We start from the raw sequence: 16,579 nt of genomic DNA, 5'->3' as shown, positions 1-16,579 counted from the left end.
AGTCGTTAATGGACAACTACCAATTACTGATGACGATCAGTGTATGGCAGCAGGGACAGGTAGCGAGCGCGCTTGATGCAACGAGCGAGCTGGCGCTGGTATTTTGCACGAGTACCGGTAATACGGCTCGGGACAATTTTACCGCTTTCGGTAACGTAGTTTTTCAGTGTAGCGATATCTTTGTAATCAATCTCTACAACACCTTCCGCTGTGAAACGGCAGAATTTGCGACGACGGAAATAACGTGCCATTTGGCTAGTCTCCAGAATCTATCAATTCAATCTGCTCGGCATGTAACACCATTCTGCTCTGACCATTGCGTGCCTGATGGCAGCTAATGAAACCTTCGAGAACGAGTTGCGTACCGACCGTTATATGTTGAGTAATCACCTGATGGGTGCTGCCGCTGATAATCACCGGCATCTGGCACCAGGCTTGCCGGTGAAAACCGGCTTCCTCCTGCACAGAACGATGCTCAAGCACGAACTGGCAGTGTGGAATCCCTGACGGACTGATTTTCGAACTGGCGTCTTGCACACAGTGCCTGACAGGCGCAGTCGATTTGCCGTCATGTCGGATTACTCTTCAGAATCCCCAGCATCTGAGTCATCTGATGATTCGCTAGCGAAGTCTTCGCGACGATCACGACGCTCATCTTTCGCTTTAACCATCGGAGATGCTTCAGTTACCGCGTGCTTAACGCGCATAACCATGCTGCGGATAACGGCGTCGTTGAAGCGGAAGTTAGTTTCCAGCTCGTCAATCACTTCCTGCGGCGCTTCTACGTTCAGCAGAACATAGTGAGCTTTGTGCAGTTTGTTGATTGGGTAAGCCAGCTGACGGCGGCCCCAGTCTTCCAGACGGTGAATCGTGCCCTGTGCACCGGTGATAGCACCAGTGTAACGCTCGATCATACCTGGAACCTGTTCGCTCTGGTCAGGGTGGACCATAAATACGATTTCGTAATGACGCATCGATAGCTCCTTACGGATTATTCAGCCTCCTGTCGGGGTCAGCTGCGGCCCATGGAAGCAAGGAACGTTATAGGTAGTGAATCATTTAAATGAAACACACCTCTGAATGCAGCTGAAAAATTGACGCGTAATCATACTGGCGTACCCCAGGAAACTCAAGCGCACAATTCATCAAATCGCGGGGGTCGTGCCAATTAAGCGCACCTTTTGTGCTAAGGATTAAGATTCAGCAGGTTAGTGAAGGATTGTTCAAAATTGCTGATGGAGGCGTTCAACAGGGCGATCTGGCATCAATGTGGCGAAGAACTAAACTGTTTACAGGCGCAACGGTTTGGCTTATTCGCGGCGTCTGAGAGTGCAATCCCTGGAGTGAGGAGTCGAATATGAAAACCATCATTTTCGCCACTTTACTGGGTCTCTTCCTGTCTCCACCCGCTTTCGCCAGCTCCGCTGACTACGCGCAGCAGATGAGAAGTAACAGCAGCAATGCGGCTTCAGGCTATGTCTATGTCAACCGGCTGGATGCGCCTGGCAGTAACCCGGTCAGTGCGAATACCAGTGCAGCCGATCGTTTATCTTCACAGCTGTAAAACGGACGACGTAACGGGCTGGCTCAGTTTGCCAGCCCGAGTTGTTTCTACAGATTATGTTTGAAAAAACTCACCAGCGCCGTGAGCGCTGACGGGGTAATTTTGTGGCCAATCTGCTTTTCTGACAGATAGGTCATCTTCCCATCCAGCTGTGCCTCGCGCAGGGCTTTCTCCAGCCGGACGGTTTCGGCAAACGGCACCACTTCATCCGCTTCACCGTGCCACAATAGCAGCGGGCGATTGGCTAGTTTATCCAGCTGCTGGCTGGGATCGTAAGGCGCCAGCGGCGCAAGACGTGTGGCAAAGGTCTCTTTTTGCTCCGGCGTGCGTGCCACCAGCGGCGGGAACAGGGTATGGCTGAGCTGCATGAAGTAGCCAGAGCCCATCATGCAGGCGACGCTGTGCAGTTGTGGATAACGCACCATCGCACCGAGCGCAGTCATGCCACCCATTGATGCCCCGGCAACCGCAAAGCGATCGTCGGCAATCAAATCCCGCTCACGCAGGGCGGCTTCCAACAACGGCACTTCATCAATGTTCTGCTTGAGGATGTCCCAGAAGTGCGTCATGCGCGCTTCAGTATCCCCGCTGTAGCGTGCGCCGTGCATATCCGCATCCGGCATCACCACACGAAAACCGGCTTGCGCCAGCGCTACCGCAAAGTAGCTGTACACTTCTTTGGATGAGGTAAAGCCGTGATAAAACAGGATGGTGGGTAAACGTGCCTGCCGCTGTCCGGCGGGTGCCGCATGAATACACTCTATGCCTGCCAGGTTCTCCGTCGCCAACTCAATCATACCGCCTCCGTTGAGAATGATTATCACCCGTCACAGTGTAAGCGCTGAGCGGCAAAACGCGAGCGACTTCACATTTAATCAGAATAATTTCTGTACTAAACCTTTTGCCGTATTTGCCGTTGATCTTGTACCCCTCCAATAATCACTAAATAGGTACTTTATGAAGCGTCTTTCTCTCAGCGCCATGGGTCTCGGCATTAAACTGTCTGTATTGACGTCTTTGAGCGTGGCGATTGTGCTGTTTACCCTGACCTTAACCCTGAGCCATAACGCGGCACGTCAACTGGAGCAGTTGGCCACTGACGATATGCAGAATCAGGTGTTGGGCATCAATGAAATGGCCACCATGTTTAACGCCACCTTGTCTGAAGAAGTGGCGAATTACACCAAACTGTTCCAGAGTTTTCTGCCTAAACGCTTTAGCCGTGATGAAAATGAGCGCATTCAGGTCGGCGAGTTCAGCACACCCACGCTGCGCGCCGGGCTGAAGACCCTCAATATGGATCAAATTGCGGTGGATGATTTCCTCGATCGCACTGGCGCAGTCTCAACCATCTTTGTGCGCGATGGAGAGGATTATATCCGTATCGCCACCTCGCTGAAAAAGCAGGACGGCAACCGCGCCATTGGCACCAAACTTGATCGCAGCAGCGCAGCCTGGCGCAGCGTTAATCAGGGCGAAATCTATCGCGGGCTGGCCACCTTGTTTGGCCATCGCTACATCACCCAGTATCAGCCGGTGCAGGATGAGAGTGGCGCGGTGATTGCCATTCTGTTCGTCGGCGTGCAGATCGATGCGCAATATGCCCTGATGCGCGACAAAGTGCTGGCGCGTCATCTTGGCGACAGCGGCAGCTTCTTTGTACTCAACGGCGCACCTGGCAGCACGCAAGGACAGTATCTGTTTGATCGCCAGTCCGAAGGCAAACTGCCACGCTGGGATCAGTCCGTGCAACAGCAGCTATTAACTCAGTCCAAGGGGCTGCTGAATATTGAACTCGACGGCGAGACTAAGCTGCTGGCGTGGCAGCAACTGCCGGGCTGGAACTGGATTATCGCTGGAGAAGTCAGTCGCGCCAGCCTGCTGGCACCTATTACTCAAAGTCGTAACCTGTTTATGGCGATTGGATTGGCGCTGGTGTTGGCTTTCGCCGTGGGCTTTATGTGGTACAGCCGCCGCGCCATTACGCGTCCGTTGCAGCAGGTGATTCATCTGGCAGAGCAGTATGCGGCCGGCAATTTGCAGGCGCATTTAGACTCTTCGCGCCGCGATGAGATTGGTCAGTTGGTCTTTGCCATTAATGGCATCGGCGATGGGCTGGAAAAAGTGGTGAGTCAGGTACGCAGCGCCGCACGTGATATCAGCCGCGGCACCGATACCATTGCCGCCAGCAGTTCCAGCATCAGCGAGCAAATTAGTCGCCAGGCCAGCAGCGTGGAGGAGACCTCTGCCAGCATGGAGCAGTTTGGTGCGACCGTCTCGCAGACTGCGGCCAACGTGCGTCAGGCGATGGCGCTGGTGAGTGAAGCCGCCAGCACCGTCGATCATGGCGGCAGTACGGTGGCACGCTCAGTCGAAACCATGGCAGAGATCCGTGTGGCTTCACAAAGCATCGCCGATATCACTCATGTGATTGAATCTATTGCTTTCCAGACCAACATTCTGGCGCTTAACGCAGCGGTCGAAGCGGCGCGAGCCGGTGAGCATGGCAAAGGCTTTGCGTGGTGGCAGCGGAAGTACGTGCACTGGCGCAGCGCAGTGCCAACGCGGCTAAGGAGATCGATAACCTAATCGCCACTTCCATCGATAAAGTGGCAGCCGGGCATACGCTGTCCGAACAAACGCGCGATGCGATGCAGCACATCGTCAGCCATATTGAGCAGGTGAAATCGCTGATGGGTGAGATCAATATCGCGGCGCAGGAGCAGGCGGCGGGCATTGGTCAGGTCAATCTGGCGATGAATCATATTGGTCAGGCAACGCATCAAAGCAGCGACATGATTACCCAATCGGAAACCACCGCGCAGACGCTAAGCCAGCAAGGTCATCATTTAACCCATCTGGTGAGTGTTTTTCATCTGAAAGACTAATGTGAACGAGGAAGATGGCCTAAACTGGAGCCATCTTCCTTTTCAGGAGCGTGTTATGCGTCGCTTTTTACTGGTGTTGAGCCTGTTATTAACCGGTTGTGCCGCGTTTAAAACCACACCGGAAGCCCCGCCGCCGCCCACCAGCCACGCGCAGGAGATTAGCCGTGCGCAGAGTTATGGTTTGCGTAAATTGGGCAATATCACGGTGTCCACCCGTGGCTCACCGGACGATGCCGAGCGCGCACTGGCTGCACGTGCGAATCAGGTGGGCGCAGTTTACTATCAAATCCTGATGCTGGACGAAACCACGCTGCCTGGTTTTTGGTACGGCACCGCGATTCTCTATGGCGCGCCGTCAACCGGCACTGGCGCGCAGCAGTAAGCGCGCGCAGAGATCGTCACTCAGCGAACGTCGCCCCCGCATATCCAGATGCTGATCGCACCAGCCATCAGCTAATGGCGGTTCTGCTACTTTCAACAGAATCGCCGCACTCGCCAGTTGTAACAGTTCCTGCGTGACCTCGCGCGCCATGCCTTCTCGCACATGAGTTAGCTGCAGCCGTAACTGGCGCCAGCGACGATCAAAATGGCGATTGCTGCCTTTTACCGCTTCAAATTCATCGTTGAGCAGGGTTATCACGTCGGCATGGCGACCCAGCACGCGCATTACGTCGAGGCACATCACGTTGCCGGAGCCTTCCCAAATACTGTTGACCGGCATTTCGCGGTACAGACGCGGCAGCTCACTCTCTTCGCAATAGCCGATGCCGCCCAGCACTTCCATTGATTCCGCCACAAACGGCATACCGGCTTTGCAGATGCTAAACTTGGCGGCAGGCGTGAACAGCCGCGCGTATAAACGTTCGTGCTCGCTGGCGGGGGTTGACCATGCGCGCGCTAATCGCATGAGCAGCGCGGTTTGCCCTTCCAACTGCAGGGCCTGCTGCGCCAGCACGGTGCGCATTAACGGCTGATCGCTGAGGTTTTTGCCCATCACCTGACGCTGCTGCGCATGATGAAGCGCAATCGATAAGGCGCGGCGCATCAAGCCATGGCTGCCCAGTGCGCAATCAAAGCGCGTCATGCCGCCCATCTTCAGGATCAGCCTTACCCCATCGCCCTCTTCGCCCATTAGCCAGCCAACCGCATCCTGGAATTCAACCTCCGCGCTGGCGTTGGAGCGGTTACCGAGCTTGTCTTTCAGGCGCTCAATGCGAATAGCGTTGCGCGTGCCATCAGGCAGCAGGCGTGGCAGAAAGAAACAGCTTAGCCCCTGCGAGGTTTGCGCCAGAATCAGATGCGCATCGCTTTGCGGCACCGAGAAAAACCATTTGTGACCGGTGATGCGATAAGGCTCGCCCGCGCCGCGTACCCCAATGGGTTCCGCACGCGTGCTGTTGCTGAGCACATCGGTTCCGCCCTGCTTTTCGGTCATGCCCATACCAATCAGCAAACCGCGCTTTTTATTGCCCGGCTGGTGATGCGCATCGTAGCGATCGCTGAGCAGCGCCTCCCGCCAATCCGCGTAGGCTTCCGGCAGATGATTTTGCAGTAGGGGAATGGCAGCGTGGGTCATGGTCGCCGGGCAGAGTGAGCCGGCCTCAACTTGTGCGTGCAGCATAAAACGCGCGGCTCGTGCCACCATGGCATTCGGCTGCACATCGGGCTGCCAGCTGAGATTGTGCAAGCGGCTGGCGCATAAACCCTGCATTAGCAGATGCCAGGCGGGATGAAAGCGCACTTCGTCCAGCCGCTCACCACGTGCGTCGTAGCGCAGCAGCTCGGGTGATTGCGCATTGGCCAGTCGGCCCAATTCCAGCGATTCGGCGCTGCCGAGTTGCAGTCCGACGGAGGCCAGCCATTCGCGATCCCAGCCAGCACCTTCGCGCGTCACGGCCTCGCACAGGGCGATATCGCGGGTGAACAGATTACTGTTACTGAGAGGATGGGGTTGATTGAAAACGCTGTGGGTTGTCCAGGTCATAATGTGGCATCTCCCTCATAAAACGCATGGTTCAAGTATGAGGGGGATGTGCAGTTATGCCTGGCTCAGAAACACTTTTGCGGCGGGGATCACGCCAAACGCTGACGCACCGCTTCGAACAGACAGACGCCCGTGGCGACAGACACGTTCAGTGACGAAACGCTGCCAGCCATTGGGATGCTGATCAGCTCATCACAGTGTTCACGGGTCAGACGACGCATGCCTTCACCTTCCGCGCCCATCACCAGCGCCATCGGGCCGGTCATTTTGCTCTGATACACGGTGTGATCGGCTTCACCTGCGGTGCCAACCACCCAGATGTTGTACTCCTGCAATAAACGCAGGGTACGTGCCAGGTTGGTGACGCGAATCAGTGGCACGTTCTCTGCTGCGCCGCTGGCGACTTTCTTCGCCGTGGCATTCAGCGGAGCGGCACGATCTTTCGGCACGATGACGGCATGTACGCCCGCAGCATCGGCGCTACGCAGGCAAGCACCAAGGTTGTGGGGATCGGTGACGCCATCCAGTACCAACAGGAACGGTTTATCCAGGCTCTGCAGCAGATCCGGAAGATCGCCTTCCTGATAGTTTTTGCCTTGTTTTATGCGGGCCACGATGCCCTGGTGCACGCCGCCTTCCACCTGGCTATCAAGCCATTGACGGTTAGCGACCTGAACCACGATTCCCTGAGCTTCCAGTGCGGTAATCAGCGGCTGCAGGCGACGATCATCACGGCCTTTGAGGATAAAGACTTCCTGAAAACGCTGAGGATCACGTTCCAGCAGCGCCTGCACGGCATGAATACCAAAAATTATTTCACTCATTTGTTTGCTCAAGGTTGGATGTATCTATCTGAAAATTTGGATATTAATTCCGGTGCGCATAAATGCGCACCCTACAAAACTCGCGGTTCTACCGCAGGGTCGCCATTTAAACACACAGCTCTAACATACGCTTGCCATCACAGCACGCTGATCTAACGTAGGGTCGCCATTGATGGCGACCCTGGCTTCAAGGTGCGCTCAGGTCTACAAGCTTGGTGACCCAGCCTTCAAGCTTCGTTAGGTTTCTTCTTCGGCCCACGCTTGGCCTTGGTGGCGGCGGCGATTTTACGGGTTTTCTCGGAGACTTTTTTGCCTTTTTTCTCGCTATTTGCTGGCTGTTCAGCAATCGCAGGCTTTTTCTTCTCGCCTCTGAACGCAGAGTCCGGCTCGAACGTGCCTTTTTTACCGGCATCACGACGACGCTTAGCCGGTGGCTTACCGCCGCGTTTTTCACGCTCACGTTCGGTTTTACCTTCGCCGCGTGGCACGCGCTTACTGGAAACCAGTGCGAAATCGATTTTGCGCTCATCCATGTGAACCGCTTCCACCCGCACTTCCACCGTGTCGCCAAGGCGATAGGTGCGACCACCGGATTCGCCAATCAAACGCTGACCGACGGCGTCGAAACGGTAGTAATCGTTGTCCAGTGAGGAAACGTGTACCAATCCATCGATAAACAGATCGTTGAGGCGCACGAAGAAACCAAATCCGGTCACGCTGGAAATCACACCGTTAAACACGTTGCCGACCTGATCCTGCATAAAGTCGCATTTCAGCCAGTCCGCCACATCACGCGTGGCTTCATCGGCGCGGCGCTCTGTCAGTGAACAATGCTGACCGAGTTGCAACATCTGCTGCATATCGTAGTGATAACCGCCGTTTGGCGTAGTGTTACCTTTCAGCGTGCCCTGCTCTTTCGCCAGCAGGTATTTGATCGCGCGGTGTAACAGCAGATCAGGGTAGCGGCGAATCGGCGAAGTGAAGTGTGCATACGACTGCAGCGCCAGGCCAAAGTGGCCACGGTTCTCTGGATCGTATACCGCTTGCTTCATCGAACGCAGCAGCATGGTTTGCAGCATTTCCGCATCAGGACGCTCGGCCACTTGCTTCAGCAGCGCAGCATAGTCAACAGGTTGCGGTTTCATGCCACCCGGCAGGCTTAAGCCCAGCTCGTTCAGCACGGTACGGAAGCTCTTGATGCTGTCTTCGCTTGGACGATCATGATCGCGGAACAGTGCAGGTTCTTCGTGCTTCTCGACATAACGTGCTGAAGCGATGTTAGCGAGAATCATGCACTCTTCAATCAGCTTGTGTGCTTCGTTACGCGCGGTGCGTTCAACACGCTCGATACGGCGTTCCGCATTGAAAATAAATTTGGCTTCTTCGGTTTCGAATGAGATACCGCCACGCTGCTCGCGCGCTGTTTCCAGCGCCTGATACATGCTGTGCAGTTCTTCAAGGTGTGAGACCTGCGCAGCGTACTGCTCACGCAGTTCAGTATTGCCCTGCAGAATGTTCCACACTTTGTTGTAGGTCAGGCGCGCATGGGAATTCATCACCGCTTCATAGTGCTTGAAGCCGGTGAGCTTGCCGCTCGACGAGATGGTCATCTCACACACCATGCACAGGCGATCCACCTGCGGGTTCAGCGAGCACAGGCCGTTGGAGAGGATCTCCGGCAACATTGGCACCACTTGTGACGGGAAGTACACCGACGTACCGCGCTGATGGGCTTCGTCATCCAATGCCGTGCCTGGACGCACGTAATAGCTTACATCAGCAATGGCTACCCACAGACGCCAGCCACCACCGCGTTTTTTCTCACAGTAAACCGCATCATCGAAGTCACGCGCATCTTCACCATCGATGGTAACCAGCGGCAACTCACGCAGATCGACACGGCCTTTTTTCGCCGCTTCGGGGACCTGTTCCTGCAGTTTTGAAATCTCTTTCTCAACTTCTTCCGGCCAGGTATGTGGGATCTCGTGAGTGCGCAGCGCCATGTCTACCGCAAGACTGGTGCCCATATCATCACCGAGAATTTCGGTGATCTTACCAATGGCTTTGGTACGACGGGTCGAGCGCTGGACAATTTCCACCACCACCACTGAACCCATGCGCGCATCCAGCGTTTCTTCCTGCGGAATGAGGATATCGAAACTCAGGCGGCTGTCATCTGGCACCACAAAACCGGTGCCGGCATCGGTGAAGTAACGGCCTACAATCTGGCTGTTGCGTGGCTCAAGTACACGTACCACGCGGGCTTCGCGGCGACCTTTGCGATCGGCGCTGCCCGGCTGTGCCAGAATCACGTCGCCGTGCAGGCAAAACTTCATCTGCTCGGCAGACAAATAGAAATCGTCTTTCTGGCCATCAACGCGCAGGAAACCATAGCCATCACGATGACCGATGACTTTGCCACGCAGCAGGTCGAGGCGTTCTGGCAGGGCGTAACATTGACGACGTGTAAACACCAGTTGACCATCACGCTCCATGGCGCGCAGACGACGACGCAGTGCTTCCAACTGGTCTTCGCTGGTGATGTTCAATTCCTGGGCGATTTCATCACGATTGATCGGTTTCTCGCGCTTTTCTAGCAACGCCAGAATAAATTCGCGGCTGGGAATGGGGTTGTCGTACTTTTCTGCTTCTCTATCCTGAAAAGGATCTTTTGACATTACGGTTCCTCCGATGTCATTTAATTTGGATTGCCACCGGCGGTTCGGACAATAAAATTTGGTACAGTGAGTCGTTATCTTTGACCAGATCGGCCAGAGTGTAATTGTCCAGTTCCTTAAGGAACAGCTGGACTGCATCATGCAGTGCCTTACGCAAACGACAGGCCGGCGTGATGGCGCACTCTTCGCAGTTCACTAACTGCAAAGGCTCCATTCTTCTCACCACCTGACCAATCACGATCTTTTCCGGGTCCATGCCTAAACGAATTCCGCCGTTTTTACCGCGTGTCGCGGCGACAAAGCCTGCCCGGCTGAGTTGATTAATGATTTTAACCATGTGATTACGCGATACCCCGTAGGTATCGGTAACTTCGCTAATGTTGGTCTGCTTACCTTCCGGCAACGTCGCCATGTAAATCAGCGCACGCAGACCATAATCGGTGAAACTCGTTAGCTGCACATATACCTCAGTGAATCATCGGACGTTATGGTTATGCGCCGGTCGGCGTGATGTTTAAGTATGATGATAAACCAGAGCGTGGAGGCCGGTGCGTTTTTTTCTTAGGCAAGTATCGATAATTGCAAGAAAAAAGAGAGTGAGCGGAGTCAAAGAGCGGATAAACAAAGGCCGGACAATGTCCGGCCTGAGGAGATCCTGAAGGATTATGCGTCGAACGGATCACGCAGAATCATGGTCTCACTACGGTCTGGTCCGGTTGAAATAATATCAATCGGCACACCGGTCACTTCTTCTACACGCTTGATGTAATCACGTGCTGCCTGCGGCAGACCTTCCAGCGTTTTCACGCCAAAGGTGGTTTCGCTCCAGCCTGGCATGGATTCGTAGATTGGCTCAATGCCTTCCCAACCTTCAGCAGCCAGCGGCGTGGTGGTCATTTCGCGGCCATCCGGCATGCGATAACCCACACAGATTTTCACTTCTTTCAGGCCATCCAGCACGTCCAGTTTGGTCATGCAGAAACCTGACAGGGAGTTGATCTGCACGGCACGACGTACTGCAACCGCATCCAGCCAGCCAGTACGGCGACGACGACCGGTGGTCGCGCCAAACTCGTTGCCCTGTGCACACAGGAATTCGCCTGTCTCATCAAACAGTTCGGTAGGGAATGGACCCGCACCTACACGTGTTGAATAAGCTTTGACGATGCCCAGTACGTAATCAACGTAACGTGGACCAATACCTGAACCGGTCGCCACGCCACCCGCGGTGGTGTTCGACGAGGTCACGTACGGATAAGTACCGTGGTCGATATCCAGCAGTGTACCCTGCGCGCCTTCGAACATGATCAGATCGCCACGCTTACGCGCGCTGTCCAACAGATCGGAAACGTCAACCACCATGCCGGTCAGGATGTCGGCCACAGCCAGCACATCACTCAGCACTTTTTCGTAGTCAACGGCGTCAGTTTTGTAGTAGTTCACTAACTGGAAGTTGTAGAAATCGACGATTTCTTTCAGCTTAACGGCGAAGGTTTCTTTGTTGAAGAGATCGCTAACGCGCAGACCGCGACGAGCAACCTTATCTTCGTACGCTGGGCCGATACCACGACCTGTAGTACCGATTGCTTTGGCGCCACGCGCTTTTTCGCGCGCCAGGTCCATTGCAACGTGGTATTGCAGGATCAACGGACAAGCTTCAGAGATCAGCAGACGTTCACGTACCGGCACACCGCGATCTTCCAGACCTTTCATCTCTTTCATCAGCGCTTCAGGCGACAGCACAACACCATTACCAATGATGCTGGTGACGTTTTCACGCAGGATGCCAGATGGAATTAAGTGGAGGACGGTTTTTTCACCGTTGATGACAAGTGTATGGCCAGCATTGTGGCCACCCTGGTAACGCACAACGTAATTCGCGCGTTCAGTCAGAAGGTCTACGATCTTACCTTTACCTTCGTCACCCCATTGGGTGCCCAGTACGACGACGTTCTTACCCATTTTTTCAAAATCACCGATTGCTTAAAAATGGATTCTACCATCGGTTTTGCTCACTTTCAGCACTTTTAGCATACGGTTGCGCGGTTTTTTGCCCGCGTTTTGATCAATACAACATGTTGGGGGAAACATAGACTGCAAGACACAATTTAGCCGTGCGGATATCACACAAATTTAGCATCAAACATTCGCATGGGTACTCATCATGTAGAAAATCACCACGCCCGCCACCACTAAACCACCACCAAAACGATGCAGGATGCGATCGGGCAACTGCGTCATCGACAGAATCATGCGACGCCAGATGCGCGGCAGAAACATCGGTCCCAGCCCTTCCAGCACCAAAACTAACGCCAGCGCCATCCAGATGGTTGTGTTCATGCTATTTTTCCCAAAAAAAGGCCGACAACATTGTCGGCCTCAAGGTTATATCAGTTCTTAACGCGCGGTGTTAGTTGGCGCCTTCATAAAGCGGAAGAAATCGCTATCCGGGCTCAACACCATCACATCCTGATTGTCAGAGAAGCTGGTCTCATAAGCACTCAGGCTGCGAATAAAGGCATAGAAATCGGGATCCTGACCGAAGGAGTCAGCAAACAGTTTCGCTGCCTGCGCATCGCCTTCACCACGTGAAATCAGCGCCTGACGCTGGGCTTCAGCCAGGGTACGAGTCACCTGGTAATCCGCCTGAGCGCGCAGTTTTTCTGCCTCTTCCTGACCTTGTGAACGCTGGCTACGTGCAACCGCTTCACGCTCTGCGCGCATACGATTGTAAATAGCGTCAGACACTTCAGCTGGCAGGTTGATCTGCTTGATACGCACGTCAACGACCTGAATACCCAGTGCAGCCATACTGTTCGGGTTCGGAGCTGGCTCGCTGCTGTTAGTTTCACGCTCAACACGGGCTGCCGCACTGGCGATAGCGTCATCCGCCGCCGGCGTCTGCACTTCGTCGTCGTTACCAGCAGTACCGGTGTTCAACGCATCGCGTACGTCAGTGGTCAGACGGCCACGCGAATCCGTAACGATATCCTTCACATCCAGACGACCCATTTCAGAACGCAAACGGTCACTGAACTTACGTTTCAGCAGCACTTCAGCCTGTGACACATCGCCACCACCGGTTGCCAGGTAGTAACGGCTGAAATCGCTGATACGCCATTTGATGTAGGAATCAACAATCAGGTCTTTCTTCTCTTTGGTAACAAAGCGATCGGCCTGGTTGTCCATGGTCTGGATACGCGCGTCGAGTGATTTCACGGTTTCGATAAACGGAATCTTGAAATGCAGACCCGGTGCATAAACCTGCGGCTTGTTCTCATTGTCACGCAGAACTTTACCAAAGCGCAGCACAATGCCACGCTCCCCCTCTTGCACGACGAACAGCGAGGCGTACAGCGCCACCAGTACGACAATAATTACGGCAATAATTGGCTTACGCATCGATTACTCCCTCCCTGCGCGCTGGGTATCGTTGCGTGACGCATTGGCGCGACGCTGGTCCATGATGCTGCTCGGACTGTAGGACGATGAGTCATCGTTGCTGGCACTGCTGCCGGACGAAGGTAACTTCATCAGATTGGTATTTTTCTGGCTATTCTGACCACCTGAAGCCTGACCACCACGCATCAGTTGATCCAGTGGCAACACCATCAGGCTGTTTCCACGATCGTTAACCAATACTTTGCGCGTATGGCTCAGCACACGTTCCATACTTTCGATATAGAGACGCTCTTTGGTGATTTGCGGTGCCGCTTTGTATTCCGGCAGTAACAACGCAAAGCGTGCTACTTCACCCTGTGCTTCTAGCACAGTACGTTCTTTGTAAGCACGGGCTTCTTCCAGAATACGCTGCGCCTGACCGTTGGCACGCGGCTGCACTTCATTCGAATACGCTTCTGCTTCACGCACATACTGCTCGCGGTTTTCACGGGCAGCGATGGCATCATCAAACGAGGCTTTCACTTCTTCCGGTGGACGCGCCGCCTGGAAGTTGACGTCGAGCAGCGTAATACCCATGTTGTAAGGACGGATGGTTTCGTCAAGTTCACGTTGGGTTTCACTACGCACCACGGTACGGCCTTCGGTCAGGATACGGTCCATGGTAGAACGACCAATGACACCGCGCAGTGCGCTGTCGGTGGCCTGACGCAGACTGTCGTCAGCGCTGGTGACCGCATACAAATATTGCTCAGGATTCGTCACGCGATACTGCACATTCATTTCTACGCGCACCACGTTTTCGTCCGAAGTCAGCATCACGCCAGAAGCAGCCAGTTCACGCACCGCTTCAACGTTAACAGCACGAACCTGGTCAATGAAGGTTGGCTTCCAGTTAAGGCCCGGCTCAACCAGATGGCTGAACTTGCCAAAACGGGTCACAACGCCACGTTCTGCTTCTTTGATGGTGTAGAAACCGCTGGCAGCCCAGATGACGACTGCGGCTACGGCAACGATGCCAACCAGTTTGCCACCGCTACCGCCGCCGCGCTGGCCATTGTTGTCACTCTGTTTGCCACCGCCCAGTCCGCTGAGTTTTTTGCTCAGCTTACGGAAGATATCATCCAGATCAGGAGGCCCCTGATCGCGCCCTCCCTTATTTCCCCCAGAGTTGCCGCCTTGATTATTGCTGCTTCCCCACGGGTCGCGGTCCTGTCCGTTATTTCCGGGCTGATTCCACGCCATGTTTCTACTCCATTTATTGTATTTACGTTTTTTACCCTTCCTCTTTCGAATTGCAGCTGCGTTGGCTGTCTTCGCTCACTCCGGTCACTTACTAACGTAAGCTCCCAGAGATTCACTCAGTTGCCGCCTTGCTGAAATCCGAAATAGTCGGGTAAAAACCTGCCTATTCGCGGCTTACAGCAATTATCACAACACTTTTCAATAAGTTGGGTAAAGGCGTTAGGGCAATATCAAACAATATAACTGGTTAATGATGGCTCCTGTTTGCACAGACGACGCCAGTCAACGATCGGCATTCGCACGTGCAAACCTACAAAACCATCATCTTCATTCCATTCTTTCTCAATCGCCGACAACTGATAAAAGCGGCTGCGTAAACGGCCCGCTTCCGGTGGCAATCGTAAATCGTACTGCGCAATCTCACCGGCTAAGCGCTCAGATAACGCCTGCCACAGTAAGGGGAGACCTTCACCGCTTTGTGCAGAAAGCCACACGCGCGTCGGCTTATTCTCTTCATCACGATCAATACGCGGCACAAAGCCATCCAGCATATCGATCTTATTCATCACCAACAGCGTGGGGATTTCGTCCGATTCAATTTCGGCCAACACTTCGTTAACGGCGGCGATGTTGTCATTGACGCGTAAATCGGCCGCGTCGATCACATGCAGTAATAACGTCGCCTGACGCGTTTCCTGCAGGGTGGCTTTAAAGGCCGCGACTAAGTCATGCGGCAAATGGCGAATAAACCCCACGGTATCCGCTAAAACCACATCACCCACGTCTGCCACACTCAGGCGACGCAAGGTAGGATCAAGGGTCGCAAACAGTTGGTCAGCCGCATACACATTGGCTGAGGTCACCGCATTGAACAGGGTTGATTTACCGGCGTTGGTGTATCCCACCAGCGATACGGTAGGGACATCGGCTTTGGCGCGCGCTTGACGGCCCTGTTCGCGCTGCTTCTCCACACGCTCAAGGCGGGAAAGGATGAGGCTAATGCGGTTACGCAGTAAACGGCGGTCCGTTTCCAGCTGCGTTTCACCTGGGCCACGCAAACCGATACCGCCTTTTTGGCGTTCAAGGTGCGTCCATCCACGCACCAGACGGGTTGCCATATGGCGTAGTTGTGCCAGCTCGACCTGTAATTTACCCTCATGGGTACGGGCGCGCTGAGCAAAAATATCGAGAATTAAGCCAGTGCGGTCGACAACGCGACATTCGCACACTCGCTCGAGATTACGTTCTTGGGCAGGCGATAAGGCATGATCGAATAACACGACCGATGCTCCACTCGCTTTCACCGCATCGGCAATTTCAACTGCCTTTCCTTCACCGACAAAATATTTGGGATGTGGCGCTTTACGGCTGCCAGTAATCACTTGCAGCGCTTCGACGCCCGCAGAAGAGACAAGAGTTTCAAACTCCTGCAAATCTTCCAGCTCTTTGTCTTGGGAGAACCAGATGTGTACCAGTACGGCCTGCTCACCGGCATCATAACGGTCAAACAAGCTATAACCTCGCTAAAATAAAATAACCAGGACGGGAAAACGCTATCGCTCCCCAGCCCTGGCTTTACGGCAGCGCAAAATTATTCTGCGTTATCGCCGTCTTGTTGTGGCTGCGACTGAGCGCCCTGGTTGCTTCCGCTATGGTGATAATTGCTGCTACCACCGCTGCCGCCCGGGTTGTTGCTATGGTGCGAAACCGGACGAGAAGGAACCACTGTAGAGATGGCGTGTTTGTACACCATCTGGCTAACCGTGTTTTTCAACAGAATGACGAACTGATCAAAGGATTCAATTTGCCCTTGCAGCTTAATACCATTCACCAAATAGATCGAAACCGGTACACGTTCACGACGCAATGCGTTCAAAAACGGGTCTTGTAATGATTGCCCCTTAGCCATTCTATCTTTTCCTTATATGCTTGTTGTTTGTAACTTTAAGAACCGTGGTTCAGAAAAACTGCGTAAAAATTTGCGCACGATAACGGAC

15 protein-coding genes and 2 pseudogenes are annotated in these 16,579 nt (G+C 54.0%); 3 read left to right on the top strand and 14 right to left on the bottom strand.

All coding sequences use genetic code 11. The features are described from left to right. Nucleotides 1–23 precede the first annotated feature (23 nt). From rpsR to rpsF, 3 genes and pseudogenes are all read right to left on the bottom strand, one after another. Entirely contained in the window at nt 24–251 is a 228-nt protein-coding gene (gene rpsR / locus HA45_RS00265; RefSeq protein WP_004392491.1) for a 30S ribosomal protein S18, read from the bottom strand. Nucleotides 252–255: 4 nt separating this feature from the next. Then, nucleotides 256–572 (bottom strand): annotated as a pseudogene (gene priB / locus HA45_RS00260) (primosomal replication protein N). A 6-nt stretch (nt 573–578) separates the two neighbouring features. Next, nucleotides 579–974 carry a 30S ribosomal protein S6 gene (gene rpsF / locus HA45_RS00255; protein ID WP_084937237.1) on the bottom strand — a complete coding sequence of 132 codons (396 nt, stop codon included), beginning with the start codon at nt 972–974 and terminating at the stop codon, nt 579–581. Nucleotides 975–1,357: 383 nt separating this feature from the next. Between rpsF and HA45_RS00250 the strand changes: the two genes are divergently transcribed. Continuing rightward, on the top strand, nt 1,358–1,564 hold the full coding sequence (locus HA45_RS00250; protein ID WP_034829327.1) for a hypothetical protein: 207 nt from the start codon (nt 1,358–1,360) through the stop codon (nt 1,562–1,564). Between the two features lie 47 nt (nt 1,565–1,611). Here the strand turns inward: HA45_RS00250 and yjfP are convergent, their stop codons facing one another. Next, on the bottom strand, nt 1,612–2,361 hold the full coding sequence (yjfP, locus tag HA45_RS00245; RefSeq protein ID WP_100703284.1) for an esterase: 750 nt from the start codon (nt 2,359–2,361) through the stop codon (nt 1,612–1,614). 160 nt (nt 2,362–2,521) lie between these two features. Here yjfP and HA45_RS00240 point away from each other — a divergent pair. Together HA45_RS00240 and bsmA are read left to right on the top strand one after the other, a co-directional pair. Further along, nucleotides 2,522–4,452 (top strand): annotated as a pseudogene (locus tag HA45_RS00240) (methyl-accepting chemotaxis protein). Between the two features lie 55 nt (nt 4,453–4,507). Further along, nucleotides 4,508–4,834: a biofilm peroxide resistance protein BsmA gene (gene bsmA, locus HA45_RS00235; RefSeq protein WP_100703282.1), complete on the top strand. Its 327-nt coding sequence runs from the start codon at nt 4,508–4,510 to the stop codon at nt 4,832–4,834. Here the strand turns inward: bsmA and HA45_RS00230 are convergent. From HA45_RS00230 to hfq, 10 genes are all read right to left on the bottom strand, one after another. Continuing rightward, complete coding sequence (locus HA45_RS00230; RefSeq protein ID WP_100703281.1) at nt 4,808–6,436, bottom strand: isovaleryl-CoA dehydrogenase; 1,629 nt, start codon at nt 6,434–6,436, stop codon at nt 4,808–4,810. The genes bsmA and HA45_RS00230 overlap by 27 nt on opposite strands. A gap of 89 nt (nt 6,437–6,525) precedes the next feature. Then, complete coding sequence (rlmB, locus tag HA45_RS00225; protein ID WP_100703280.1) at nt 6,526–7,260, bottom strand: 23S rRNA (guanosine(2251)-2'-O)-methyltransferase RlmB; 735 nt, start codon at nt 7,258–7,260, stop codon at nt 6,526–6,528. Between the two features lie 227 nt (nt 7,261–7,487). Next, on the bottom strand, nt 7,488–9,938 hold the full coding sequence (rnr, locus tag HA45_RS00220; RefSeq protein ID WP_100703279.1) for a ribonuclease R: 2,451 nt from the start codon (nt 9,936–9,938) through the stop codon (nt 7,488–7,490). A 16-nt stretch (nt 9,939–9,954) separates the two neighbouring features. Continuing rightward, nucleotides 9,955–10,398: a nitric oxide-sensing transcriptional repressor NsrR gene (nsrR, locus tag HA45_RS00215; protein ID WP_100703278.1), complete on the bottom strand. Its 444-nt coding sequence runs from the start codon at nt 10,396–10,398 to the stop codon at nt 9,955–9,957. 203 nt (nt 10,399–10,601) lie between these two features. After that, the gene (locus HA45_RS00210; RefSeq protein ID WP_100703277.1) at nt 10,602–11,900 is read right to left on the bottom strand and encodes an adenylosuccinate synthase; all 1,299 of its coding nucleotides are present in this window, start codon (nt 11,898–11,900) and stop codon (nt 10,602–10,604) included. 177 nt (nt 11,901–12,077) lie between these two features. After that, complete coding sequence (locus HA45_RS00205) at nt 12,078–12,278, bottom strand: DUF2065 domain-containing protein (protein ID WP_100703276.1); 201 nt, start codon at nt 12,276–12,278, stop codon at nt 12,078–12,080. A gap of 57 nt (nt 12,279–12,335) precedes the next feature. Further along, complete coding sequence (gene hflC / locus HA45_RS00200) at nt 12,336–13,340, bottom strand: protease modulator HflC (protein ID WP_100703275.1); 1,005 nt, start codon at nt 13,338–13,340, stop codon at nt 12,336–12,338. Between the two features lie 3 nt (nt 13,341–13,343). After that, on the bottom strand, nt 13,344–14,582 hold the full coding sequence (hflK, locus tag HA45_RS00195; RefSeq protein WP_100703274.1) for an FtsH protease activity modulator HflK: 1,239 nt from the start codon (nt 14,580–14,582) through the stop codon (nt 13,344–13,346). Nucleotides 14,583–14,812: 230 nt separating this feature from the next. After that, entirely contained in the window at nt 14,813–16,093 is a 1,281-nt protein-coding gene (hflX, locus tag HA45_RS00190) for a ribosome rescue GTPase HflX (RefSeq protein ID WP_100703273.1), read from the bottom strand. Nucleotides 16,094–16,173: 80 nt separating this feature from the next. After that, nucleotides 16,174–16,491: an RNA chaperone Hfq gene (gene hfq, locus HA45_RS00185; RefSeq protein ID WP_034829366.1), complete on the bottom strand. Its 318-nt coding sequence runs from the start codon at nt 16,489–16,491 to the stop codon at nt 16,174–16,176. Nucleotides 16,492–16,579 lie beyond the last annotated feature (88 nt).

The sequence above is a fragment of the Pantoea rodasii genome (genome assembly GCF_002095465.1).
GTDB classification, from domain to species: domain Bacteria; phylum Pseudomonadota; class Gammaproteobacteria; order Enterobacterales; family Enterobacteriaceae; genus Pantoea; species Pantoea rodasii.
Note: the sequence above shows the minus strand (reverse complement) of the source record. Positions and strands in the feature narration are given on the sequence as shown.

Bases quoted from the DNA above. Each gene is read 5' to 3' on its own strand.
- HA45_RS00230 (WP_100703281.1), bottom strand. From the start codon at position 6,436: ATGACCTGGACAACCCACAGCGTTTTCAATCAACCCCATCCTCTCAGT.
- bsmA (WP_100703282.1), top strand. From the start codon at position 4,508: ATGCGTCGCTTTTTACTGGTGTTGAGCCTGTTATTAACCGGTTGTGCC.
- hflK (WP_100703274.1), bottom strand. From the start codon at position 14,582: ATGGCGTGGAATCAGCCCGGAAATAACGGACAGGACCGCGACCCGTGG.
- rnr (WP_100703279.1), bottom strand. From the start codon at position 9,938: ATGTCAAAAGATCCTTTTCAGGATAGAGAAGCAGAAAAGTACGACAAC.
- hflC (WP_100703275.1), bottom strand. From the start codon at position 13,340: ATGCGTAAGCCAATTATTGCCGTAATTATTGTCGTACTGGTGGCGCTG.
- yjfP (WP_100703284.1), bottom strand. From the start codon at position 2,361: ATGATTGAGTTGGCGACGGAGAACCTGGCAGGCATAGAGTGTATTCAT.
- rpsF (WP_084937237.1), bottom strand. From the start codon at position 974: ATGCGTCATTACGAAATCGTATTTATGGTCCACCCTGACCAGAGCGAA.
- rlmB (WP_100703280.1), bottom strand. From the start codon at position 7,260: ATGAGTGAAATAATTTTTGGTATTCATGCCGTGCAGGCGCTGCTGGAA.
- HA45_RS00210 (WP_100703277.1), bottom strand. From the start codon at position 11,900: ATGGGTAAGAACGTCGTCGTACTGGGCACCCAATGGGGTGACGAAGGT.
- HA45_RS00250 (WP_034829327.1), top strand. From the start codon at position 1,358: ATGAAAACCATCATTTTCGCCACTTTACTGGGTCTCTTCCTGTCTCCA.
- hfq (WP_034829366.1), bottom strand. From the start codon at position 16,491: ATGGCTAAGGGGCAATCATTACAAGACCCGTTTTTGAACGCATTGCGT.
- rpsR (WP_004392491.1), bottom strand. From the start codon at position 251: ATGGCACGTTATTTCCGTCGTCGCAAATTCTGCCGTTTCACAGCGGAA.
- HA45_RS00205 (WP_100703276.1), bottom strand. From the start codon at position 12,278: ATGAACACAACCATCTGGATGGCGCTGGCGTTAGTTTTGGTGCTGGAA.